We start from the raw sequence: 22,297 nt of genomic DNA, 5'->3' as shown, positions 1-22,297 counted from the left end.
CTAATGATTTCTCAAACATAACCAATATCCCAATCTTCATTATCTACAATTACAATTTCTTCTTCGTCTTTCTGGGGTGGGACTAGCTTAGTATTGCTGATGCTCTTTGCTCTTGCGCTATTTTCCTGATGCCTAGCTCCACGCCTCCGAGATCTAATTTTCTTTGTTTCAAGAATTGAACGATCAGCAATTTCTTCAATTTTGATCTCTGCATCGATTTCCTTATCTTCGTCATATTCTGCTAGATACTTAATATTGTATTTATGCTGCCACAGAGAGACTCCACTAGCATATTCATAATCTATAGCATTAACCGTGAAGTATTCGTTCACATCTTCATCTAACACCCAAATGACCGCCATACACTCTGTATTATATTTGAACTGCACTTTATGATTCCCTTTCTTACCTCTGTACCCAGCTAAACGTTCACTGCTGTATGTCAGTCCTTTGTAGACGGTTACACCTGCTTTGGTTAGTTGTTTGCTATCAACAATAGCGAATTTAAAGTCCAACTCATCTTTAGAACCAGAAAACTCTTCAGGCTCCCATTCTTGGCACCCATTTCGCCAAGCGATATTCGGACAATTAGTGCCTCTCTGGTTAGAGTCTTTATGATAAATATCTACTAACCAAATTAAGTAAATTTCTTGAATTTCATCTAGTGTAAGAGTAGCTTCACCCACTGAATCATAACCCTCTCTCTGAAGGTATTGACTAAAAGCTTTCCCTGGTAAATCGTCTAATAGAGAAGTATTGATCGTCCCGTATTTACGTTCGACATCAGGCTTATTGTCAGGCACTTCGACTCTGTTTTGATGAACATTGATCAACAGTGACTCACATGCTTTATCAAAGGCTTTAGACAAAAATTCTTTACCATTATCAGTTACGAGCAAGTCAGGGATACCGTAACATAGCCATTCATTTTCAATTGATTCATATGAAGACAATAAGTCATCTTTGCGTTGTATTGCATTTTTTAGGGCTAACGATACCGATACGTAACTGGGTGGCTCAAAACCTAAATAAAAACCAATTACGGCTTTACTATAACAATCTACTAACTGCGTGAGCCAAGGTCTTCCTAAAGTAACTCGATGTACTGGGTGTACCGCAAATATATCAACCATTGTATGGTCTATTTCCACCCGCTCTAATACGGCCGAGGTTGTTATCTTCTTTCCCATACGGCGGAATTCTCTTTTAGCAACTCGTTCGCCTTTCTTTGCTGCTAATACTTCGAAGGGAGTCTTCTTTTTAACCCGTATTCTTACAGACTCGTATTTAGGGTATGGATACTTTGTACCGTGCGTTAAGTTATATTGTCGAACTTTACGCTTAACTCGCCTGTGTGCCGAGCTGATATTGATCTTTCGACCAGAAATAACTCTTTCAACTGCTTGTTCTATTATCGAATCAACAATTGGTGAAACTTTAGCCCCCCTATTTCCTCTACTTTTAAAGTCAGGAGCTAAACTAACCGGGTTATAACCGGAGGCTCTGAAAACTAACCACCACCTGTATATTGATATCGCACTTGGAATATTTTTGTCGTGTAACTGTTGCAGTGCGACGCGATATGGTTCGATTGTCTTGGGAGTGATTTTTTCGCACTTACCAGCTAAAAAACGAAGAATGCTTAGACGAAAAGTAATCTGATTGGCTATATTTTCAGGAAATGCGGATATATCTTGATATGTTGCTTCATCGACATCGTTGGAATCAACGACTCTATCATTCTGCTCAAGTTTTTCTTGCTGAAGTGCTGACTTCCTATGAAAACTTGAAAATGATTTCTTAGGCATAACAACCCAATTCAAATTCAGACTCAAGTGATAGTGGGGTCTTTAAGCTCGTCTGGAGGAGGTTTCGAGAGAGTAAATCACACAGGAATGGTAATATTTTTCTTCCATTTAAGCCAAGGTGGTGCCCTAAACTCTTTGCTGTTTGCGTACCATTCCGTTTCAAAGTAGTAAGGAGAATTTGATGGAAGTCGTTCAAGTTATCTCTTGAGGCATATCTATGCAAAAGCTTAAGGTTGTTAAATATGACCACATCCAGTATTTCTTCCTCTACAACCAGCTCTAGATCTAACCCTATCTCAAACGCACCTTGAACTTTTGCTTCCCATTCACAATGAAATTCCTCTTTTGAACTTTCCTTGTCGGACTTTACCTCGTACAACCTATATTCACCAGTATCAAATTGAACTAGAAAGTCTGGAACATAAGTATGGGTCTTACCATTTAGGCTGTATGAAAACCTTATCGGTTGAGAACAAAAGCGAACGATACTAGGTTCGAAATCAAAATGATAACAAGCGGCACATTCTAAAAAAGATTCTACCGTGACTCTTTTTCCCATCTTAGCACTGACGTAACGGTGTATGTTTTTTCCACGTGATTTAGTTAAGTTTCTAGCAGGAGTGTCAAACGCAGTTTCAAGTTCAAGCAGGGTGGCTATAGAAAGGAAAGGTAGAGCAGACATAATATTGCCTCTTCACGATTTTGTCGTAAACTTACACAAGTTTAGACCATGAAGAGGCAATATCAAATTATGGCTGTACCAAAAATCAATATATGGTTGTAAATATCAATTTATGGATGTTTCAACACTATTCGAACTCGTTCAAATTACTCTTTACCGAATACGTTGTTCTCTTGCTCTTGTACACGGATGAAAGTTGTACGCTTAGTTAGCTCTTTAAGCTTCGCTGCGCCTACGTATGTACAAGTTGAACGTACACCACCAAGGATGTCAGAAATTGTGTTGTGAACTGAACCACGGAACGGAAGTAAAACAGTTTTACCTTCCGCAGCACGGTACTTAGCAACACCACCTGAGTGCTTGTCCATAGCCGACTGAGAAGACATGCCGTAGAACTTCATGTATTGCTTACCGTCTTGCTCTACTACTTCACCGCCTGACTCAGAGTGACCTGCTAGCATGCCGCCTAGCATTACGAAGTCAGCACCGCCACCGAACGCTTTAGATACGTCACCCGCACATGAACAGCCACCGTCACCGATGATCATGCCGCCAAGGCCGTGTGCCGCGTCGCCACACTCGATGATTGCAGAAAGTTGAGGGTAACCTACACCTGTTTTAACACGAGTAGTACAAACCGAACCAGGGCCGATACCAACCTTAACGATGTCTGCGCCCGCTAGGATTAGCTCTTCAACCATGTCACCTGTTACAACGTTACCAGCAGAGATAACTTTGTTCGGGAATTCTGCACGTACTTTTTGTACGTACTCAACTAGGTGCTCTGAGTAGCCGTTAGCGATATCAATACAGATAAATACGAAGTCTTCGCTAAGTGCCATGATTTGCTTAGTCTTCTCAAACTCGGCTTCAGATGTACCTGTTGATACAAATACGTTGTTCAGTGTTTTCTTGTCTGCTGTTTTAGCGAACTCAGCCCACTGCTCTACTGTGTAGTGCTTGTGTACTGCAGTCATTACACCGTGCTCTGCTAGAGCAGCTGCCATTTCAAAGCTTGCTACCGAATCCATGTTAGCTGCAATTACTGGAGTACCAGACCATTGACGACCGCTATGCTTGAATGTAAAATCGCGGGTTAATTCAACTTGAGAACGGCTTTTAAGGGTAGAACGCTTCGGACGGAAGAGTACATCTTTGAAACCTAACTTAAGTTCTTGTTCGATACGCATGGTGTTTTCCTTGATTCATAAAATTATGTGTCTCTCGCGAAATGCGTAGTAAAACCGTTGGCAGACGAGTTTACTTTTCTTCGGACACAAAAAAACCGGAGCGTTGGCAGACGCTCCGGTTTTCAGCATTATAGGTCGTGATTTAGTAACAGCAAGTCTGATATTTCATTTTTTTTTATGCTATCCTCTCGAAGATTCCATATCTGGTAAAACCTCCCAAGTAACACTTCCCTACTAAATTCTTACTAATTAATAACTTAGCGAACCAATCACGCAAACGCTGTCGGTTTATTGCGCAATCGTTTTCCTCTCTTTTTCACACATTATCGCCTTCATTAAGCAAATATGTGAAGAAAGTGCCTCGAGATCACATAAAAATCACACTTTTCTCCAACAAAAAAATGCCTTTTTTCTTAAATAAATTCGATTTTTTTCCAAATTTTTTCTGTTTTCGACCAAATTCGGCAAACTCATCTTGCTGTTGGTTAGCATCAAGTATGAAAAATACACCTCAATTCGCTCTTTCTTAAAGGCAAGGTGCATTTGGTTTCGAAAATTCAAAGTTCGCCCTCTATTAAAAGCCACCTAAAACAACGAAATTTATAAACCACCAATAACTGAAATTATGCTTCTTCATCACCTGGTAGTTCATTCAACCTAGATTCTAGAGCAATGAGGCTCGAACAAAGAGAGTTCGCTGAGCTGAAAAACAGAGTAAATGGTGGAGATTTGTAGTGAGCAGACGAAAAAGATCGAAGACTTTAAGGTCAATTCAAGAATAGAAAGCATCGAGTAGGGTGAGGCGTTACCGCCTCATCCCTCTCACAGAACCGTACGTACGGACCTCGTATACGGCTCATGCACACTTCCATTCAGCATATTGGCTGAACACATGCCCTGTCCTTATTGTTCCAAGATTTACCAACCCTTGGTCATTAAACCATTGATTTGGCATCGCATAGCTTGATAGGGGACTCGCTGCACTGACCCAACTTGTCATTGAGATATGTTGGAACGGCGGCTTATACCTAACTGTTTTAACCTTCGGTGTAACCGTTGAGGCTTCTTCCAAAGTTTCAACTGGATACTACGAAGTCTTCTTCGTAGCCACCCTGCTAACCTTGAGAACTCTCTGCTGCTATTGGTGATCCTGAAGTATTGACTGAACCCTCTTAACACTGGGTTTAAAGCTTTTATGACTTGCTCAAGTGGCTTACCGCACCCTCGCTTTGTCAGTCGCTTTAACTTACTTTTGAACCCTTTCAGTTTCTTAGTTTGAATGCGGGTAAATTGACTCCCGATTTCTACACCTAAGAACTTCACGCCATCACGGCTGTGCGCTATATGTGATTTCGTCTGATTCACTGTGAGTTTAAGCTCTCCTTCTAGGATCTTCGTCGCTTGTGCAAGGGCATTCTCTGCTCCTGCCTTGCTACGACAAAAGATGAGTATGTCATCCGCATAACGAACGAGCCTATGGTCACGCTTTCGCATTTCCTGATCGAACGCATCAAGGTAGATATTGGCAATCAAAGGACTGATAACACCACCTTGTGGACTTCCTAGCTCTGTCTCCTGCCAACTACCGTCTATCATCACGCCACTTTTCAGAAACTGTTTTATCAGCTCTAACACGCTGCTATCTGTGACTCGCCTTCTGATGCTCTTTGAGGATCAACTCATGGTCGAGTTTGTCAAAGCACTTCGACAAGTCCATATCTACGACGTGCTGTAATCCGTATCGGCGGATAAACATCGTGGATTTGTTGATTGCATCGTGACAACTTCGATTCGGTCTATACCCAAAACTTGATGGGTGAAATTGCTCTTCGAAGATGGGGGTGAGGATATCATTGAGTGCTTGTTGGACAACTCTGTCCCTAACGGTTGGGATCCCAAGCAATCGTACCCTCCGTCTTCTTTGGGTATCTCTACTCGTTTGACTGGCTGAGGTTTGTATTGCTTGGTTTTGAGTTCAGAGAGGAGTTGATCGAGGTTATCACTCAGATTTTCGGCGTAGTCGCTCAGGCTCTGCTCATCTATTCCAGCCGCGCCTTTCGCTTTCTTTACCTTTTTAAACCCTTTATACAGCCTCTCTTTGTTGAGCAGATGACCATATAAACTGTAATAAACTCGCACTTTCTCTCCTTGGGTTGTGTGCTGTGTGGGGACAAGTGTTTCATGTCCAGTGTGGGTGTTATTTCTCTCTGCTATTCAGCCTTCTAGCTCAATGGCAATTTACTGAAGTGTGTCAGAGTTACTCCCCTATACGGTTTCTTAGCTCAGTATCTTGCTTCCACAATCAACCAAACTAGGAATACCCCGATAGCGATTCGGTTTGGGTATCACTGAAAAAAAAAAACATCTGTTCATCACAGACTTAAAGTGTACTTCCTCCCTTCGCAGCACTGAGTGCTTTTGGCATTTCAGTGCTCCATCAGACTTGATGCTGATGGTCAGCTAAGTTTTCTCCTCCACACCATTACTGGGCTTCTCGGGCTTAGCCTTACTCACTACTACGGATTCATCTGCCACCTCGCACCAACACAGCTCTTAGCTTTCGCTTCGAGTTTGTGCTTCCAGACTTTTGGATGTGGTGTCAGGCTTCCCAGTTACTGCACTGGCTCCCTGTTAACAATGCCACCCTCAAGCACAGCATAGGTCTGACTGAGTATAGGGCTTCGCGCTATTTCGGACGCTTACCCACCTATACTGCCGAAGCAGGTTTACTTGCGTTGTGTACTGTTAACTTCCTATCGCTTCCTTCAGACCCTGCCGTTAGCCAGCAACGCCCTTGCGATTCGGATTATCTTCCCCTCAGTCGGGGTGATTCAGGTTTCTTTCAACCTAACGGGTTTGCCAGCTTCGCTGGGCAAACAAAAAAATGGCTAAGGTGATTCACCTTAGCCATTTTTATTCGATGTTTGGATTGCTCTTCTAAAGCTATTTAGTCATCGCAAGATGGGTTAGCTCTTTTGAGACATCAGCGCTTCTGCCGTTGCATCCTGAATAGACAGGAACAATGAAGTGACTTGGCCTGTTGGCGAGCGCATTGGGTTTAGCGTCACGTTCTGATACATGAAATCGGCTTGTTGAGTTACAGGCCTAACGTTACGACACTTAAACAGATAAGGCCTTTGTTGCCATGTAATGAAGCTACGACAGCCTAAATCATAAACGGGCTTAGTTTTGAGCCTAAACCACTCTTCAGGAATCTCAGGGAACAGTTCAAAGATAGACTTACCAATAGCATCATGCGATTGCTTACCGCTATGGTGCGTCATGAAGCCATTCCAAACTTGTACCTGAAAGTCACGATTAATGACCACCAACCCCATATCGACGTTTTGAACCATGTCCACCATCCAGTGGAACTGTTCAAATTCAGCAGGAAGATTCAGCATATTAAAATTCCTCCATTAGGTAGGCCAATTTGTTGTCTAGAAGAGGCAAAGATTCGTCAACGAACATAAACAGAAGGTCACAACGGATGGAAGTGCCATCAATGTTATAGCTGACTTCGAAGGTCATGGTCTTCTTGAACGAGCCACTGGTATTCTCAATCACAGAATCAATCGAGATGTGTTGCCCTAGCAGAACAGGAGAACTCTGGAAGAAGCGAACCTCAGATTGCTCCCCTAGCCCATTCAAGAATGAGCCGACTAGGATATTCGACACATCCATCAGCAGTTCTAGTTCTTCAAGCTGTTCGCTTTCGGTTGGCACCTTCATGAGCTTCTTAAGATCGCTCACGCTGGAGTCGCTCAATAATACTAATGCTTCACCTGCGATACCTTCTCCGCTGAAGCCTTGGCAAACACCCGATACTTGGTCGTTGTCTGCTAGGTCACGAAGTGCCATGTGCAATTCACTCACTTCGAAGATGTTCACGTTAGGCAATGGTAAGTGCACAAATACATTAAAGTGGCGCGCCAATGCATCGGCTGCACGGCCTATCGCAACGTTCGCGACTTCCATGTAGATATCACGTCGGCGAAGTATTGGGAGTTCTAAAGGTGAAGGCGTAATGAGTTGAGGCTGTTTTGGCGGCTCAACATGCTCACGTAAAATGGCTTTTAACGCTTCTTTATCAATCGGCTTTTGCAAAAACGCTTTGGCACCAAGGTCCATGACCTTCTGCTGCGCTTTTGGTTGGATATCACCAGAAACCACCACAACAGGCGTGGTATCACCTAAACGTTGCATTTCTTCCAATGTGCCATAGCCATCTAATTCCGGCATGGTGAGGTCGAGGAACATCAGTTTGAACTGGTTTTGAGCTAACTCTTCAAGTGCATTAAGCCCATGAACAGCAAAAGTTATATCTGCATTTAGAGAACTAGGCAGTGATCGAGCCATCTGCTTCCTTGCTAACGCAGAATCATCACATATAAGAACTGGGAACGACATAAATGCACCACCGACAAATTAAAGCTAATTCGGACGAGTGTAACAGATCATTATGGTATCAGGTACGGAGTGAATGGATTTATGTGTAGATTATTAGTAAGAATGATGAAACAAGTAGGTAAGCTATTATCTCGCATTATTCTTTATGAAAAACAATATGCTACAAAGACAATAGCAACTCAACATTATTGAGTATTAGCACTATTTTATTAAATAATAGCCTCAATAAGTGAGTTTATTAAGGCTCGGTTTATTCATGCATTTTTCGCTTCTATATATCCAACACGTGAGAGCGAATGCCAGGTATCTTATACATCAGAGCAAATACAAAAAAGCTAGAACTGGTAGGTAGGCCATAGAATCAGCAAGGCGAAACGGATAATCACGGCAAAAACCAATAACGCGATACCGAGTCGGTACCATTTGTATTCCGCAATATTCATTGGGATACGCTTGTAGAACATCGTAATTACGCCTTTCCAATCGCTACTGCGTCTTCCGTACTGCATCATGCTCGTCAAAACAAACAGTGCGCCAAGCACTAGCATCCCTTTTTCAGCCCAGAACAATCCAACTTCCATTTGTGTAATCCTTGATAAAACGGTGAGCAACTCAAATCATTCTAGTCACCTTTGTTCGATGTTTCTGTAAGACCAAGGTCTATAGCGAGCCTTCATTCTTCTCGAATTAACCTACCTCCCAAGGTGATAAGTCATCGAAAATTTCAAAGAACTAATCAGATAAACAAACACTTAGTTACAAAATCAGAAAGGTAAATCATTTTGATTTCAATTTGAACTTTTATAATCGAAAGTTCATTAAGAGGATGAACTCATGAAATTACTAAAACGATCGTTTTGTGCTTTAAGTGCATCAGCACTACTTATGGCTCCCCTTGCATTCGCATCAAATACACAACACTCAATGCCAGCACTCAACCCGATCCAGATGGTCATAGCTTCGATGGACTTAACGGCAGAGCAACAAGCTGAAATATTCCGTTTAGTAGACGAGTATCAATCAAACCGCTCTCCCGCTGACATTGATCGTGCGCTAGAGGTTAAAAGACAGCAAATACGCATCGTAACGCAACCAGACTTTGATGAGTCGGAACTTGAAGCCATCATTGATTCAGTCCAAGCAGAAGAGAAAGCTATTGCTATGGATGACATGCGTTTGAAAAACAAGATATACAATGTTCTAACGAACGAACAAAAAAATAGGTTCAAAGCCTCAATGAAGTTCATGCTCAATGGCTATTAACCACCTAAAAGAATCCCACATTTAAAAACGAAAAAGCCGCAGTCGTTATGATGACTACGGCTTTTTCTTTATTAACTCACTTAAGAGTAAGCTGAACAATCTAAGTCTGGTGTCTTGCTGCTCTTATTGAGAACGACCATCAAATGAATAAGCAGCAGAATCCCCGTCACACCCAAACCAACGCCGATTCCACCCCAGATCCCTGCTAGCTCGAATTCTGGCATCAAATACCAAGCGGCAGGCAGGCCAAACATCCAGTAACCAATGGCTGTCATCACCGTTGGCATAGAGACAATCTTCATGCCTCTAAGCAGGTTAATCGCCAACAGTTGCCAAGCATCAACAATAAAGCACAGAGCGACGACCCAGATAACTGAAGCCAATAGCGATGTCATTGTGCCAGTGCCGTCATCTAACTTGAAGATAGAAGCGATCATTTCAGGCCATAGGATGAACACCGCAGACAAGGCCACACTCAACACCGAAACTAATATAAAGCTTTGAATCGAGGTTCTTTTGATTCCTTCATAGTTACCCGCGCCAAAATCACGACCAACCAAAATAGCGGCAGCTTGCGAGAAACCGAAGTTGAAGTTCCAAGTAAAGCTTAAGCATTGCAGTAAGATTTGATGCAGCGCTAAAGAGGCAATACTGATCGTTCCCGCCATCAAGGTTCCGCCGTAAATTAAACCGTGCTCAAGCAAGGCCGCTAAGCCGATAGGTAAACCCATTAACAACAATGGGCTCATTAGCTTAATGGAGTACTCTTCGGTATTGAGCCAAGGGGCGAACTGTTTGAACTCGTCACGTTTAAACACCCAAACCGTATATCCAACCATCACTATAAATGCCGCGATAGCCGTGCCTAAGCCTAAGCCTGTTAGTCCCATATCGAGCTGGAACGTGAGGAAGTAGCTCACGGGAACATTCAAAATCACAGTGATAATCGACATCACCAGAATAGAACGCACGTTACCAAACGCACTGGTTAAGCCACGCAACACCAACAAGATAAGTGAAGGCAACATCACCCATTTTAGGGCGTGCACATATTCCATCGCTAAGGTAATCACTTCTTGAGGTTGTTTCGCAGCTTCCAACACAAGTGGCGCAAACCAGAAACTCGCCATTAAGGTCACGCTGAGCACGAACGCCAGCATGGTTGCACCTTTCACCGCCAATCTAATTTGTGTGTTACCAAACTCTGGGCGAGCCACGCGCTGACCATAAGCGATAGCGATCAGGTTTGCGACACAACCGACGGTGCTGCTCGCAATAATGAAGATGAAGAAGTAAATAGAGGCACCTAAGCCACCAGCCGCAAGGGCTGACACGCTGATTCGCGACATCATCCAAACATCAGTAAGGACTAAAGCCATGGATATCAGCTGTGAAATGATCAAAGGGAATGCAAGAGTGAGTATTTTTTTCATGAGCGCCTCAGTTAATTTCGCCCAAAATACGATCGATGGGGCTGGCGTTCAATTGATAAATTTGCGACTCTAACATTCCAAAAACTCATGCGAACGAATTATGACCCCATATCCTAGCTTGCCATCCTCCCATAATGGCTTAAAAGCCTTTGAAGCAGCTGCAAGGCTGATGAGCTTTACGCTGGCTGCCGATGAGCTCAACGTGACACAGAGTGCGATCAGCCGTCAGATCAAACAGCTTGAAGATGAGCTGAACGCATCTTTGATCATTCGGAAACATCGAGCGATTGAATTAACAGTGCAAGGTCATGATTTGTATGTCGCTTTACGAGAAAGCTACGGCAATATCGAATCGGTTATCGCTTCTTGGAGTGAGCCGAAACAGAAACGCATAGTGATCAAAGCAACCCTGAGTTTTGCTACGCGCGTGTTGATCTCTAAGGTTCGTGAATTAAACGAGCGTTACCCAGATTACGAGATCGTAATCGTTCCTGTGATCGAAGAAGATGAAGCGATCAACAGCAGCGAATACGACTTGTTGATCTTCCATACTCGATTCAAAAAACGCTATGACAACGCTCCTGACATCACTTTCTTGCGTGAAGAGTTTATGGCGCCCGTATGCTCCACGAGCTTAACGAATGCTGCTGGTTTAACTAAGAAAGATACCGACCTCGATTCGATCTTAACCATGCCACGGCTGCACCCGACTTTAGATCACCATGACTGGAAAGTATGGCTAGCCGATGTCGAATCGCCTCCGAAAAAGCCCGTCAGAAATACCAGCTTCTTGTCTTTGGATATGGCGCTCAGTGCGTGCTTATCTGGTGAAGGTGTCACGGTGACGGATCTGCTGTTGGTCTTGCAGGATCTGCAACGCGGTTTCTTGCACTGCCCAGAGAATGCCAAGATCCAACACAGTGCGTGGACCTATTTCATCCACCAGCGCACTCACTCACCTGTGATCAGTGGTTTGATTGATTGGCTTAAAATAGAGACGGCGAAAGAGATCGAATTGTTGAAGGCACTATCTCATCAGAACCATTGGTTTGGTGTAATTACCGATTAACAAGAGCGATAGACCTTAAGCCCAGATACGAATAAGCCACAGCTCGTGCTGCGGCTTATTCTTTTTACCAGTCGTGTTCGCTCTATAAAATAAGCACTAAAGCTTAAACATACGCGCACTGCGTGGTGGTAAGTTGAAGGTGTGATAACGAGAAGTCACAGTTTCTGTCGCTCTGCTTAATACATCTTGGTATTGAACATTCCAGTTAAATTCATGCTGGTAGGTATCTACAGTAACTCCACGAGTTTCACCGCACTTGTTGATACCCACAACCCCTTCTTTACCACGCTTGAATAACAAGGTGCACTGGTCGCTCGAAATCATCGTCATTGCTTTGCCTTGCATCGCGTTATGGAAACTCAGCATGTTCTTCATTGTCGAACTGTTCCAAACATTGCCCCAACGACCGTTATCCTTGTCTTCAGAATCAAGAAGATCATCACTGTAGATCAGCGGTGTACCACCATCTTTACCAAGGATATAAGCGTAAGCGAGCTGCTCATCTTGTCGATCCATGATTTGATAACGGAAGCCGTCATTGGTCGGAATATCATGCGTGATCGCGAAAGTGATCGAGCGGTTATCATCCAATGCTTGGCCGTACGCTTTAGGATCATGCAGTTGGTTTAAACCGCCGCTCAAAGAGAAGGCTGATCGAATTGAAGCAAACAGCGGGAAATCATACGCAGAGTGATTAGTGTTGTTCAAGTAAGGCGCTAGGAACGACTCATAGCCACTGTTTCCGGCTCCACCGCTGGTGATCACTTCACCAAACACATGTATGTTCGCGGTGATCTCAGGGGTAAATACTTGGTCGATTTGGTACTGGCTCATGTGCTTCACCGCATCAATACGGAAACCTTTGATGCCCATGTCTTTTAACGCTTTTAGATATAAACGTTGCTGTGACACGACCCAGTTATTTGGGTCTAGATCAGGAAGACCCACATCACCGTCGGCACCACACAAACGCCAATATTGAACATGACCCGGATCGTTCCAGTCAGTAATACAGCCTGCGGCATGGAAATCGTTAGCCGAGACAAAACCTTGCGCTAAGTTGCCAAACAGAGTCTGGTCGGCATAGTAGCTTGAACGGCTGGCATAGTCATTTAGCACTTCTGTGCCCGGGTAATCCAAGTCACTTCGCTTCCAGCTTTCATTTGCCATATGGTTGAGTACAACATCCGCGTAAACATCAACACCCACACCTTTAAGTGCAGTGATCATTGCAGCTAAATCTTGTTTGTTCCCCAACGGAGAATCAATAGTACGCAGATCTTGTGGCTGGTAACGCGCCCACCATTGGCTACCACTGGATTTCATTGCCGGAGCAACCAACACTTTCTTATAGCCAGCTTCGGCTATTTGGTTGGCATTGGCTGTCACATCTGAGTATTTCCAATTGAAAGCATGCAAAATGGTGTCGGCGTAAGTCGCTGAACTAAAAGAGCAAAGCGCGAGCGTGGATATGAGTAGGGTATTTATTGGTTTCATAGTACATATCTCTCATTATAAATTCACAAGAATGATATGAGCGATAGAGACAATTAAAACGACCGATAGAACAGAGTTGAATTAGCGTCACCTTCTGTTGATGTTGATTTTATAAAATTGAGCTATAGCCGATATTATGTGGGAAAAAATGTGATGTGCGTTTTGCGGTGTTGTTCTCGTATACGCAAAGAGTGGAAATGAGAATTAAATGAATCAAGTTGACGAGAACAGGACAAAGACTTTGGTCGCCTCTCTTAAACTAAGCTATCATTCCTTCTCCCTCAACCGATTGATATTTTTATGCCTTCTTTCTCTTTTTCAATGATCCCTGTTGGGGTTCGATTCATGATCCTTTCTGCTTTTGGATTCGCACTGATGTCTGCTTGTGTGAAATACATCAGCAACTACGGCATACCGGTATTTGAAATTGTTGCAGCAAGGGCGTTGGTGTCTTTGATCATCAGCTACATCGACGTAAAACGAAAAGGCATTTCTATCTGGGGTAATAACAAACCTCTGTTGTTCGTTCGAGGCGCAGTCGGCACCGCTGCATTGATGTGTGTTTACTACGCTGTGACCACACTACCGTTAGCCGAGGCGACCATTCTACAATACGTACATCCCGTATTTACCGCATTGCTCGGTGTGCTATTCCTAAAAGAGCGCGTCCAAAAGTCGACCATGATCTGCATTGCATTCTGCCTTGCGGGCTTGTTGGTGATGGTACAACCAAGTATGAACAGCGGTTCGAGCAGCGAACTGCCGTTATTCAGCATTATGGTGGCGTTATGTGGCGCGTTTGCTAGCTCAATCGCTTATGTGATTGTGAGAAAGCTTAGCCAAACGGAAGACAGCTCTGTCATCATCTTCTACTTCCCATTGGTTGCTCTACCAATCTCAACAGCCCTTATCTGGAACGACTTTGTGTGGCCGAGCCTATTCTTAACCGTGATGCTGGTGCTCGTCGGTATTTTCACGCAAATCGGCCAATACGGTTTGACCAAGGCAATGCAGACACAAGCAGCGGGTAAGGCTTCGGCTTACTCTTACGTTCAAATTGTCTTCTCAGCACTATTAGGCGTGTGGATCTTTAATGAAATCCCATCAGTTTGGACTTATCTAGGTGGTGGCCTGATTGTCACTGGCGCACTCATTAACGTGTTTGGTAAACAACTATTAGTTCCGTTCAAGGCTAAGTAAGTAATCCACTCAATATCAGCTAATAAATAGAATCTAAAAAGGGCATTGCGGAATATTCCACAATGCCCTTTTTGTTACTTTCAACCCAGAGACGCTATTAGCTTGTAGCATTACGCAGTTTAGGGTCATCACTTAGGTATTCAACGAACTCTATTTCAAAGCCAGCCGGATCCACAAAGTAGACATTTTTACGGTAAGGTTCTTCAGCGCCGGGTTTAGCAATCGGGAAGCCCGCATCGATAAGGCGTTGAGTGACGCTTTCGATGTTATTGGTCACATAAGCAAAGTGTGCGAGGCCAACAGAGTGCCCTGCCAAATCTCTATTTTCACCCTCTCCGTGATCACTCAATGCAATGTATTGGTACTCGTCGCCAAAGTGCAGCCAGTTACGTGGCTTGCCTGACCATTCGCCTTTTCCTTCATCACGAACATACCAGTGTGGAAACGCCGCTTTGTAGAAAGTCAGCATTTCAGAGATGTCCTTAACGACTAAATTCACATGTTCAAGTTGGATCATTCTTCTCTCCTTAAAGTATTCTCGTAAGCAACGTTGCACATCCTAATACCTCAAGTTAAGTTGAGGTAAAGCACTAATTACCATTTATTTCGAGAACGTTTTTAGAGCCCAAATTGTCGTATTTTGAAGCGATACAAACCTTAAGTTTAGACGACCTTCCCTATGTGAGTTATTTGGAATCCAGAATAACTGAGAGACAAGCTACTATGATTTCGACTGAGTAACCTCAACTTCTAAAGCGGCTCGGTCTCTCCACTTGAAAACCTTCTTCCATTTAATCGGCATCATTGGAATAACGATGAGACTAATGCCCACCAGCGTCAAGATGTCTGGAATCTCATCGAACCACATAACACCAAACAGTGTCACAAACACCAACCCGGAATACTCTGCGAGCGCAATTTGGTTGGCCGGTGCTTTTTTGTAAGCCACCACCACAAGCGCATGGTAGCCAAGTACGAACAAGTTGATTGCCATGATCCAACCCACATGGCGCCATTCAATCGCAGACCAAGTTGGCAGTGCGAATATCAGCGCGAGTGGCAGAGTCATAATGCTGGTCCAGAACAGAGTGGAGATGATGTGTTGCTCTGCGTTCAAGCGTTTGATCAAGATGTTACCCACGCCCATCGCTAGCGCACTGCCTAGCCCAGCAATCGCCGCCCAGTGAAATTGTTCAGGGCGTAACACGATCAACACGCCCACAAAACCAATCAGGGTTGCGATCACTTTTGATGATGTTGGCCTTTCTTTCAACAGCACGATCGACAAAGGCAGCATAAGGATTGGTCCAACATAGAACATCGCATTTGCTGTCGCCAAAGTAAGGTGTGTAATGGCGATCATCGCGCAGCCACTCCCCACCAAGATAAATTGAGCCCTTAAGAAGTTGATTCGGCAACCGCCTTGCATACGTGTCTCTCTCGGTAATTTTAACCAAAATGGAAGCAACAAGATCACGCTCAATAGCTGACGGATAAACACATACTGGAACGTAGGGACTTCGCCATTCAGTATCTTCAACGATACATCTGAAAAGGACGCAAGTAGGTTTGCGAACACCAAAAGCAAAATGGCGTGGTTAACAGCTTTATTCATACAGAAGGAAGATTACACATTTGTCATACAATTATGGGCGCACATCATACATGAGAATTTAAAATGTGTAATAGCAAAATTACTAAGGCTCAGATTAATGCAATTTTGAGTAAATTACCACCTTCTAAAGAAGGTGGCTTTATGTGAGCCCCCTAAAAGGGGGCCTTTGTTTAGTCCAACGCCAATTGCTGCTGCTCCACGCGCTCTTTTTTCTCTTGATGTCTTACATAGCGTCGAATGATTTCTTCATTAACCCCTACGCTATCGACAAAATAGCCCCTTTGCCAAAAGTGGTTACCCCAGAGTTTGTTTCTCCTTAAATATGGAAATTTACTAAAGAGTTTTAAAGCTATTTTGCCTTTCAATACGCCCATCAACTTGGATATCGATAACTTAGGCGGAACTTTTACTACCAAGTGCACGTGGTCAACTTGAACGTTTAATTCAACGACTTCACATCCAAGTTGATTACAGTAAACGTTTATACATCGATAAACTTCTTTACCTACATTGTTTTTCAAAATCCTAAATCGATACTTTGGTGTCCACACTATGTGATATTGACATCTCCAAAATACGTGGGAAGCTTGATTATATCTGCTCATGTTATTTGTCCTCTTTGACTTCGCTAAAAATCAAGGGAGCATTTAACATGGGTAGAACTACAGGCAAAGCCAAACTGAATGATAACCACCTACTGAAGTAGGTGGTTTAGGGCTGAAAACAATTAAACCTCGATGAGCAAATTACGGTTCTCCGCTCAATATTTAATCACGTTAATATTCTCTTATTGACTGATACATCAAGTTACAAATCGCTTTCATATTAACCAAGAACACTGATCTGGGTTAATAAACTGGTTTCACAATAACTTTACTTTTAATGAGGTCAGATAATTACAAAAAAGGAAGTTACAGTGAAAAAATTATTAGCACTTAGTATTGCAGCAGTAATCTCGGTTCCAGCAGTAGCCGACCACAATACAATCAACGGAATGGATTTCGGTCCATTGGCAAAGCTAGTCGGCACATGGAAATCAGTCGAAACTGGCGGCGTTGATGTATCCCCAGGTCAAGAAGGCACCGAAGTGGGTGCGGGTGGCCCTGCGGTCACACCGTTTTATGAAGTGATGACGTTCGAGGTTGCCGCAGACGCAACCAATGCCAGCGACCAATACCTTGTTGCTCTGTACTACAAGCAGGAAGTATTCAGAAAGGCCGACGATTCTAAATTCCACGATCAACGTGGCTACTTCATCTACGACCAAGAAAATCAGGTCGTGTACAACTCTTACTGTGTACCACGCACCACATGTGTCACGGCAGAAGGTCCTGCTGGCGATACAATGACGTTAGTCGCGTCTAAGCGCGGTATCGCTGAGTCTGAATACATGACAGACAACGCAACCACTACTGGCTTCACAATGAACATCAGTATTTCAGACGACACGCTGACTTACTCTCAAACAACTGGCTTAGAGATCTACGACAACGCTTTTGCTCATACCGATTCAAGTACATTGGTTAAAGTGAAATAGATTCAAATACAAACGCCTTTCACTGCGAAGTGAAAGGCGTTTTTCTGTTGTACTTGTAACAACAAACAAGTTTAACTAGATTGAGTATCAACCTTGGCATAACGATTGGCTAGCACTGCACAGTAAAAGATCTGAATCGGGTGATAAAGCATGATTGGCAGTAATATCATCCCTAGATTAGGGTTGTGAGCAAAGATCACCTTAGCCATAGGAATACCAGCCGCTAAGGTCTTCTTGGTACCGCAGAACACAGCCGCCACTTCATCTTGATGATTGAATCCAACCTTGCGAGCACTCCATTGAATGCCGTGTACCATCACCATCAACACCACTAAACAAATCACCGCAGACACCAGCAACAGCATTGGTGAAAAGTCGCTCCAAATACCGTGTTCAATAGAGTCACAGAAAGCACTGTAGACGATCAGAAGTATCACGTATTTGTCTAATTTATTGACCACTGACTTGTATTTCTGAGTCCATTCAAAAAGTAACGGGCGCATCAACTGGCCGACAATCATTGGCAATAGCAGCATTTTAGATATAGAGACCACCGACTCCATCAAGTTTAGCTCTGCACCTTCCAAACCCATAAAGAGTTGGATCAGCAGAGGCGTAATGAACACACCTAAAATACTAGAAAGCGATGCATTGAATATCGCACCCGGTAGGTTTCCTTTACCGATCACCGTCATCGCGACCGAAGACGAAATCGTACTCGGCAAAACGAAGAGATAACAGAAACCAAAGGCCAGAGCTGCAGGCATATAAGTGACAAAGCCTTGCCCGAATATCACCCAAAGCAGCGGGTAAACTAAGAAGGTCGCGCTTTGTACAAAAACATGCAGCTTCCAATTCGAAAGCCCCTCAAGAATAGCTTTTGGTGACAAACCCAAACCGTGTAAGAAAAACACCAAAGCGATGCCGAGAACAGTCACCGTATCGAGATGAAGTACCCCACCCGATTTACCCCAATCTGGCGTAAAAACAGCAACGACCATAGCCACCACCATCCCTACAAGAAACCATTCCTTTTTCAGTTTTTCTATCATGTTGACACGCACTTTCTGTAGATTCCATTTCAGCCAATAACTCGGCTCCGATGCCATTTATCCTATCGACTCTAATTTTAATTAACCACCATAAACGCAAATTAAGCTCGTCTTTATCTTGAGGGTTAACATCGTTATTCGAGTTTGTTACGCCCGTTTTGCTCTGGATTGATTGAGTGTATGGAATGACGATGAAAATATTACAAAACAGCGGTTTATCGCGAAGATAAGTCCCTTTCAGTGATCGGGACACAGAGGTAATCCGTAAGGATATGAAAGACGTAGTTAGTCTAAACACCAAAGATCAACCTATTCTCAAAGATGACGCAGCGGGAGCAACACATGGACAATAGAATCACCATTATTGAGTTTCTCAGAGTGTTTGAGTTTATTCGCTCTTCCGGTGAGCAACGGGACAATAAATATCAAGTTGGCGAAATGACAGCGTGGCATGATTACGATGGTTACACCTGTTGGCTAAGCTATAAAGACGTTACTGTGACGTTGATGTTCCATGGCTCGTTGAAAATTGAGTACGACAACGCTGCAAACTACTCTGAATTCATCGAACACTGTCTGGGTATGCTAGCCACTGAACCTTCTCCATAAAACGCGAATAGACTCATCACTACTAACGGCTATCAGCTATCAGCTATCAGCTATCAGAGAAAATCATGAGCGAAACGGCTTTTAAAGTATCTTCATTACGTACGCGGGCAGCTCCTTTATGGCTGATGCTCAGCCTTTCTTTTTTATGGTCTAAAGGGTCAACAGCAGGAACAGAGATGATTGATTTCACACAAGCGAACGAACATAAGAACTGGACAGCAACCAACGACAACGTGATGGGTGGAATCTCAACTGGCGGGCTTATTTATGACGGTGGTATGAGTCAGTTCAAGGGCGAGCTTTCACTAGAGAATAATGGTGGCTTTAGCTCAATCAACCGCTCGGTTGAATCACTAAAATCTGAAGCAGACAACCTAGAACTGACATTTGTTGGTGATGGTCGCACTTACCAATTAAGGTTCACCACATGGAAAGACGGTTATCGAACCAACTACAAGCACAACTTTGAGACCATCAAAGGCGAGCAACTCAAGAAAGTGTTCCAACTAACGGACTTTCAAGCCGTGTTCAGAGGTCGATTACTCAGCGGAGCACCAGAACTCAAAGCTCAAGACATCAAACAGGTCGGCTTTTTGATTGCAGATAAACAACCTCTGCCCTTTGAGTTAAATCTCATTCAGATTCAATTCAAAGCCTCGCAATAAACTGAGTAAAGCTTTGTTGGAATAAACACAGTAAATCACTTAATAAAAAAAGCCCCTGATATCTTACCGATTTACGACAAGTATCAGGGGCTTTCTATTCAAGCGCTCAAACAGCTAAAAAGCTCAACGCTTCAAAGATCTAAATCAACCGTACTTAGTATTTGATGGCTGTTTTACCAATCGAGGCGCTGCTTTCAATACGTTGGTGCGCATCTTTCAGTGTCTCAACACTAAAGCCATTCAATGTGGTGGTAAGCGTAGATTTGATACGGCCAGCATCAATCAGGTTCGCTGCTTGGAACAGAATATCTTGCTGTTTTTGGATATCGTCTGTGTTGAACAGTGAACGTGTAAACATCAACTCCCACACAAACCCTGCAGACTTACCCTGCAGTGCAGACAGATCTATTCCGCCATCAAACTCAACAATAGAACTGATCATGCCTTGAGGTGCAATAAGCTCGACCATCGATTCCCAGTGCCCTTTGGTATCGGCAACATTGAAGATGTAGTCGACATGCTGAATGCCTTGTTCGCGCACAGACTCTACCAAGTTACGGTGATTCACCACATGGTCGGCTCCCATATCCCTTACCCACTGTTCAGTTTCAGGTCTTGAAGCTGTCGCAATCACATTAAGGTTGGTTAATTGCTTCGCTAGCTGAATAGTAATCGACCCCACACCACCAGCACCGCCAATGATCAGAATCGATTTTTTCTCTTCTGGACGTACACGTAGGCGATCAAACAAGGCTTCCCACGCAGTAAGTGTTGCTAGCGGCATAACTGCAGCTGCTTCATCAGAAAGGCTCTTTGGTGCTTTCGCCGTAATACGGTAATCCACGGCTTGGTATTCTGCATTAGCGCCCATGCGAGTGATGTCACCTGCATAGTAAACACGGTCGCCTAGTTCAAAGCCTTCAACGTCTGTACCTTTACCGACAACTTCACCAACCGCGTCATAACCAAGGACTTTTGGTTGCTCAAGTGTTTTATCTTGAGCACTACGAATTCGAATTTTTGCATCTGCTGGATTGATAGACGTTGCGCTCACTTTCACAAGCAGATCATGTTCTTTTAGTTGTGGAAGGTTTGTTTCAAACTCAACTAAGCTGTCTTGCTCTGTAATCGCAAGTGACTGAGTAAATCCAATAGCTTTCATTTTTGATGGTACTGACATTGTGCTTTCTCCTTGAATTAGACAAGTTAATCTTAGTTGACTCTCAATTTAGATAAACCGCCTAATGTTTGAATCATATTCAATTATTTTTTGATAATCGTGTTGCCACTGATTGAACAACACGAACAAGTAACTCTGTGAGCTGCTGCATAGAGGCATAGAGGCATAGAGGTTAAATTAGACCTTGCTCAACCAACCAGTCATGCGTTACTTCGTCTTGCGACTTACCTTCACGGCAAACTTTATAATCTAGCTCTGCGATAATATCGTTCGAAAAGCGCAATGAATCTAACGTCTGGATCTGTTGTTCGTTAAACAAATGCTTCTTGTCATCTCGTAAAAGAAGTACCGCTCTATCAACAATACCGAGTAAGCCTTTTGGCTCTTTGAGCTCTCGAATGTCATAGCGATAGTGCAAGAATTGAGGTTTCCACAGCGGTACAACAACCCACTCACTGTTCACTACGGCGCTTTCAAAAGCATTAAAACAATCGTCTTCACTACCAGGGAAAAACTCGTAACCCGCGTCGCTCAGGCCATACTCTTTCATCATCTGAATAGAGAAGCGCGTAATGCCTGCACCGGGGTTAATGCCCTGAATGGTAGAGTTCATTTTCTCGATAACTTCAGGTTTTAATAGATCAGCGACTTCAGAAACGGCTTCTTCAGGGACATAATCAGGCACGCCCCACAACGCGTAAGGTTCATAGTGAAGACCAAGTTCGATAAGTGGTTCAACTTCCTCAACGTCCGCTTTATAGATACCGTGGCTGGATGGCAACCAAGCCGAAGAGAGCATGTCTACTTGACCCGCTTTTAGCTTTTCGAAATTTTCTTGATGAGGAGAAAAGACACGCTCCACCTCGAAGCCCATTGCGTTTAATACATTGGCAACCAATGATGCTGTAGTGCGGTGAAACGACAAATCTGTAACGCCAATTGTGATTTTCTTAGTCATGTTGTTATCCCCTTTTGTTCGGCTTGATAGAGATAGTACACGGCTAAAAATCAGCGAAAAACAGCCTAATATTTGAATTATTCTCAAATATATTTTGACAATCAAGCGTATAAAACTAGCTTAAAAGAG

General features: G+C 43.5%; 20 protein-coding genes and 1 pseudogene. 6 read left to right on the top strand and 15 right to left on the bottom strand.

The window, feature by feature from the left end:
* Positions 1–11 precede the first annotated feature (11 nt).
* The 7 genes and pseudogenes from ITG10_RS21025 to ITG10_RS20990 form a co-directional block, all read right to left on the bottom strand.
* A complete protein-coding gene (locus tag ITG10_RS21025; RefSeq protein WP_017631551.1) occupies positions 12–1,808 on the bottom strand; it encodes a DDE-type integrase/transposase/recombinase in 1,797 nt (598 codons plus the stop codon).
* Complete coding sequence (locus tag ITG10_RS21020) at positions 1,801–2,490, bottom strand: Tn7 transposase TnsA N-terminal domain-containing protein (RefSeq protein WP_248387121.1); 690 nt, start codon at positions 2,488–2,490, stop codon at positions 1,801–1,803. The genes ITG10_RS21025 and ITG10_RS21020 overlap by 8 nt, the downstream gene beginning before the upstream one ends.
* 146 nt (positions 2,491–2,636) lie before the next feature.
* Entirely contained in the window at positions 2,637–3,680 is a 1,044-nt protein-coding gene (locus ITG10_RS21015) for a GMP reductase (protein WP_048659894.1), read from the bottom strand.
* Positions 3,681–4,536: 856 nt separating this feature from the next.
* Positions 4,537–5,819, bottom strand: a pseudogene (gene ltrA, locus ITG10_RS26520) (group II intron reverse transcriptase/maturase).
* 827 nt (positions 5,820–6,646) lie between these two features.
* Positions 6,647–7,084: a PAS domain-containing protein gene (locus ITG10_RS21000; RefSeq protein WP_017630838.1), complete on the bottom strand. Its 438-nt coding sequence runs from the start codon at positions 7,082–7,084 to the stop codon at positions 6,647–6,649.
* Between the two features lies 1 nt (position 7,085).
* The gene (locus tag ITG10_RS20995) at positions 7,086–8,090 is read right to left on the bottom strand and encodes a response regulator (protein WP_010430576.1); all 1,005 of its coding nucleotides are present in this window, start codon (positions 8,088–8,090) and stop codon (positions 7,086–7,088) included.
* A 335-nt stretch (positions 8,091–8,425) separates the two neighbouring features.
* Positions 8,426–8,671, bottom strand: a complete 246-nt coding sequence (locus ITG10_RS20990; RefSeq protein WP_017630837.1) for a hypothetical protein — start codon at positions 8,669–8,671, stop codon at positions 8,426–8,428.
* Positions 8,672–8,924: 253 nt separating this feature from the next.
* Here ITG10_RS20990 and ITG10_RS20985 point away from each other — a divergent pair, with 253 nt between their 5' ends.
* On the top strand, positions 8,925–9,353 hold the full coding sequence (locus ITG10_RS20985) for a Spy/CpxP family protein refolding chaperone (RefSeq protein WP_017630836.1): 429 nt from the start codon (positions 8,925–8,927) through the stop codon (positions 9,351–9,353).
* Between the two features lie 80 nt (positions 9,354–9,433).
* Here the strand turns inward: ITG10_RS20985 and ITG10_RS20980 are convergent, their stop codons facing one another.
* Positions 9,434–10,786, bottom strand: coding sequence for an MATE family efflux transporter (locus ITG10_RS20980; protein WP_026084243.1), 1,353 nt, complete (start codon positions 10,784–10,786; stop codon positions 9,434–9,436).
* Between the two features lie 100 nt (positions 10,787–10,886).
* Between ITG10_RS20980 and ITG10_RS20975 the strand changes: the two genes are divergently transcribed.
* Positions 10,887–11,855 carry a LysR family transcriptional regulator gene (locus ITG10_RS20975; RefSeq protein ID WP_026084242.1) on the top strand — a complete coding sequence of 323 codons (969 nt, stop codon included), beginning with the start codon at positions 10,887–10,889 and terminating at the stop codon, positions 11,853–11,855.
* Between the two features lie 96 nt (positions 11,856–11,951).
* On the opposite strand, the gene ITG10_RS20970 is transcribed toward ITG10_RS20975, so the two are convergent.
* Entirely contained in the window at positions 11,952–13,352 is a 1,401-nt protein-coding gene (locus ITG10_RS20970; protein ID WP_026084241.1) for an alpha-amylase family protein, read from the bottom strand.
* A 300-nt stretch (positions 13,353–13,652) separates the two neighbouring features.
* On the opposite strand from ITG10_RS20970, the gene ITG10_RS20965 reads away from it, so the two are divergent.
* Positions 13,653–14,552 carry a DMT family transporter gene (locus ITG10_RS20965; protein WP_017630832.1) on the top strand — a complete coding sequence of 300 codons (900 nt, stop codon included), beginning with the start codon at positions 13,653–13,655 and terminating at the stop codon, positions 14,550–14,552.
* Between the two features lie 97 nt (positions 14,553–14,649).
* Here ITG10_RS20965 and ITG10_RS20960 read toward each other — a convergent pair whose 3' ends face one another.
* The 3 genes from ITG10_RS20960 to tnpA all read right to left on the bottom strand — a co-directional run bounded on the left by ITG10_RS20960 (position 14,650) and on the right by tnpA (position 16,772).
* Positions 14,650–15,069 (bottom strand): VOC family protein, encoded by a 420-nt coding sequence (locus tag ITG10_RS20960; RefSeq protein ID WP_017630831.1) that lies wholly within the window; start codon positions 15,067–15,069, stop codon positions 14,650–14,652.
* Between the two features lie 204 nt (positions 15,070–15,273).
* Entirely contained in the window at positions 15,274–16,167 is an 894-nt protein-coding gene (locus tag ITG10_RS20955; protein ID WP_017630830.1) for a DMT family transporter, read from the bottom strand.
* A 170-nt stretch (positions 16,168–16,337) separates the two neighbouring features.
* Entirely contained in the window at positions 16,338–16,772 is a 435-nt protein-coding gene (tnpA, locus tag ITG10_RS20950) for an IS200/IS605 family transposase (RefSeq protein ID WP_017633274.1), read from the bottom strand.
* A gap of 311 nt (positions 16,773–17,083) precedes the next feature.
* On the opposite strand from tnpA, the gene ITG10_RS20945 reads away from it, so the two are divergent.
* Complete coding sequence (locus tag ITG10_RS20945) at positions 17,084–17,704, top strand: heme-binding beta-barrel domain-containing protein (RefSeq protein WP_017633118.1); 621 nt, start codon at positions 17,084–17,086, stop codon at positions 17,702–17,704.
* A gap of 71 nt (positions 17,705–17,775) precedes the next feature.
* Here the strand turns inward: ITG10_RS20945 and ITG10_RS20940 are convergent, their stop codons facing one another.
* Positions 17,776–18,717, bottom strand: a complete 942-nt coding sequence (locus tag ITG10_RS20940) for a bile acid:sodium symporter family protein (protein ID WP_241430390.1) — start codon at positions 18,715–18,717, stop codon at positions 17,776–17,778.
* Positions 18,718–19,098: 381 nt separating this feature from the next.
* Here ITG10_RS20940 and ITG10_RS20935 point away from each other — a divergent pair, with 381 nt between their 5' ends.
* Positions 19,099–19,365 (top strand): DUF3081 domain-containing protein, encoded by a 267-nt coding sequence (locus ITG10_RS20935; protein ID WP_017633120.1) that lies wholly within the window; start codon positions 19,099–19,101, stop codon positions 19,363–19,365.
* Between the two features lie 65 nt (positions 19,366–19,430).
* Positions 19,431–20,030 (top strand): CIA30 family protein, encoded by a 600-nt coding sequence (locus ITG10_RS20930; protein ID WP_017633121.1) that lies wholly within the window; start codon positions 19,431–19,433, stop codon positions 20,028–20,030.
* Between the two features lie 154 nt (positions 20,031–20,184).
* On the opposite strand, the gene ITG10_RS20925 is transcribed toward ITG10_RS20930, so the two are convergent.
* The gene (locus ITG10_RS20925; protein WP_017633122.1) at positions 20,185–21,210 is read right to left on the bottom strand and encodes a zinc-binding alcohol dehydrogenase family protein; all 1,026 of its coding nucleotides are present in this window, start codon (positions 21,208–21,210) and stop codon (positions 20,185–20,187) included.
* 172 nt (positions 21,211–21,382) lie between these two features.
* Positions 21,383–22,168, bottom strand: coding sequence for a glycine betaine ABC transporter substrate-binding protein (locus ITG10_RS20920; protein ID WP_017633123.1), 786 nt, complete (start codon positions 22,166–22,168; stop codon positions 21,383–21,385).
* Positions 22,169–22,297 lie beyond the last annotated feature (129 nt).

This window comes from Vibrio sp. ED004, from assembly GCF_023206395.1.
GTDB lineage: Bacteria > Pseudomonadota > Gammaproteobacteria > Enterobacterales > Vibrionaceae > Vibrio.
The sequence above is the reverse complement of the archived record's forward strand: the minus strand, read 5'-3'. Positions and strand labels throughout refer to the sequence as shown.

Bases quoted from the DNA above. Each gene is read 5' to 3' on its own strand.
- ITG10_RS20990 (WP_017630837.1), bottom strand. From the start codon at position 8,671: ATGGAAGTTGGATTGTTCTGGGCTGAAAAAGGGATGCTAGTGCTTGGC.
- ITG10_RS20930 (WP_017633121.1), top strand. From the start codon at position 19,431: ATGAGCGAAACGGCTTTTAAAGTATCTTCATTACGTACGCGGGCAGCT.
- ITG10_RS21015 (WP_048659894.1), bottom strand. From the start codon at position 3,680: ATGCGTATCGAACAAGAACTTAAGTTAGGTTTCAAAGATGTACTCTTC.
- ITG10_RS20960 (WP_017630831.1), bottom strand. From the start codon at position 15,069: ATGATCCAACTTGAACATGTGAATTTAGTCGTTAAGGACATCTCTGAA.
- ITG10_RS20995 (WP_010430576.1), bottom strand. From the start codon at position 8,090: ATGTCGTTCCCAGTTCTTATATGTGATGATTCTGCGTTAGCAAGGAAG.
- ITG10_RS21025 (WP_017631551.1), bottom strand. From the start codon at position 1,808: ATGCCTAAGAAATCATTTTCAAGTTTTCATAGGAAGTCAGCACTTCAG.
- ITG10_RS20985 (WP_017630836.1), top strand. From the start codon at position 8,925: ATGAAATTACTAAAACGATCGTTTTGTGCTTTAAGTGCATCAGCACTA.
- ITG10_RS20955 (WP_017630830.1), bottom strand. From the start codon at position 16,167: ATGAATAAAGCTGTTAACCACGCCATTTTGCTTTTGGTGTTCGCAAAC.
- ITG10_RS20940 (WP_241430390.1), bottom strand. From the start codon at position 18,717: ATGGTGGTGGCTATGGTCGTTGCTGTTTTTACGCCAGATTGGGGTAAA.
- ITG10_RS20925 (WP_017633122.1), bottom strand. From the start codon at position 21,210: ATGTCAGTACCATCAAAAATGAAAGCTATTGGATTTACTCAGTCACTT.
- ITG10_RS20980 (WP_026084243.1), bottom strand. From the start codon at position 10,786: ATGAAAAAAATACTCACTCTTGCATTCCCTTTGATCATTTCACAGCTG.
- ITG10_RS20935 (WP_017633120.1), top strand. From the start codon at position 19,099: ATGGACAATAGAATCACCATTATTGAGTTTCTCAGAGTGTTTGAGTTT.
- ITG10_RS20965 (WP_017630832.1), top strand. From the start codon at position 13,653: ATGCCTTCTTTCTCTTTTTCAATGATCCCTGTTGGGGTTCGATTCATG.
- tnpA (WP_017633274.1), bottom strand. From the start codon at position 16,772: ATGAGCAGATATAATCAAGCTTCCCACGTATTTTGGAGATGTCAATAT.
- ITG10_RS21020 (WP_248387121.1), bottom strand. From the start codon at position 2,490: ATGTCTGCTCTACCTTTCCTTTCTATAGCCACCCTGCTTGAACTTGAA.
- ITG10_RS21000 (WP_017630838.1), bottom strand. From the start codon at position 7,084: ATGCTGAATCTTCCTGCTGAATTTGAACAGTTCCACTGGATGGTGGAC.
- ITG10_RS20975 (WP_026084242.1), top strand. From the start codon at position 10,887: ATGACCCCATATCCTAGCTTGCCATCCTCCCATAATGGCTTAAAAGCC.
- ITG10_RS20920 (WP_017633123.1), bottom strand. From the start codon at position 22,168: ATGACTAAGAAAATCACAATTGGCGTTACAGATTTGTCGTTTCACCGC.
- ITG10_RS20970 (WP_026084241.1), bottom strand. From the start codon at position 13,352: ATGAAACCAATAAATACCCTACTCATATCCACGCTCGCGCTTTGCTCT.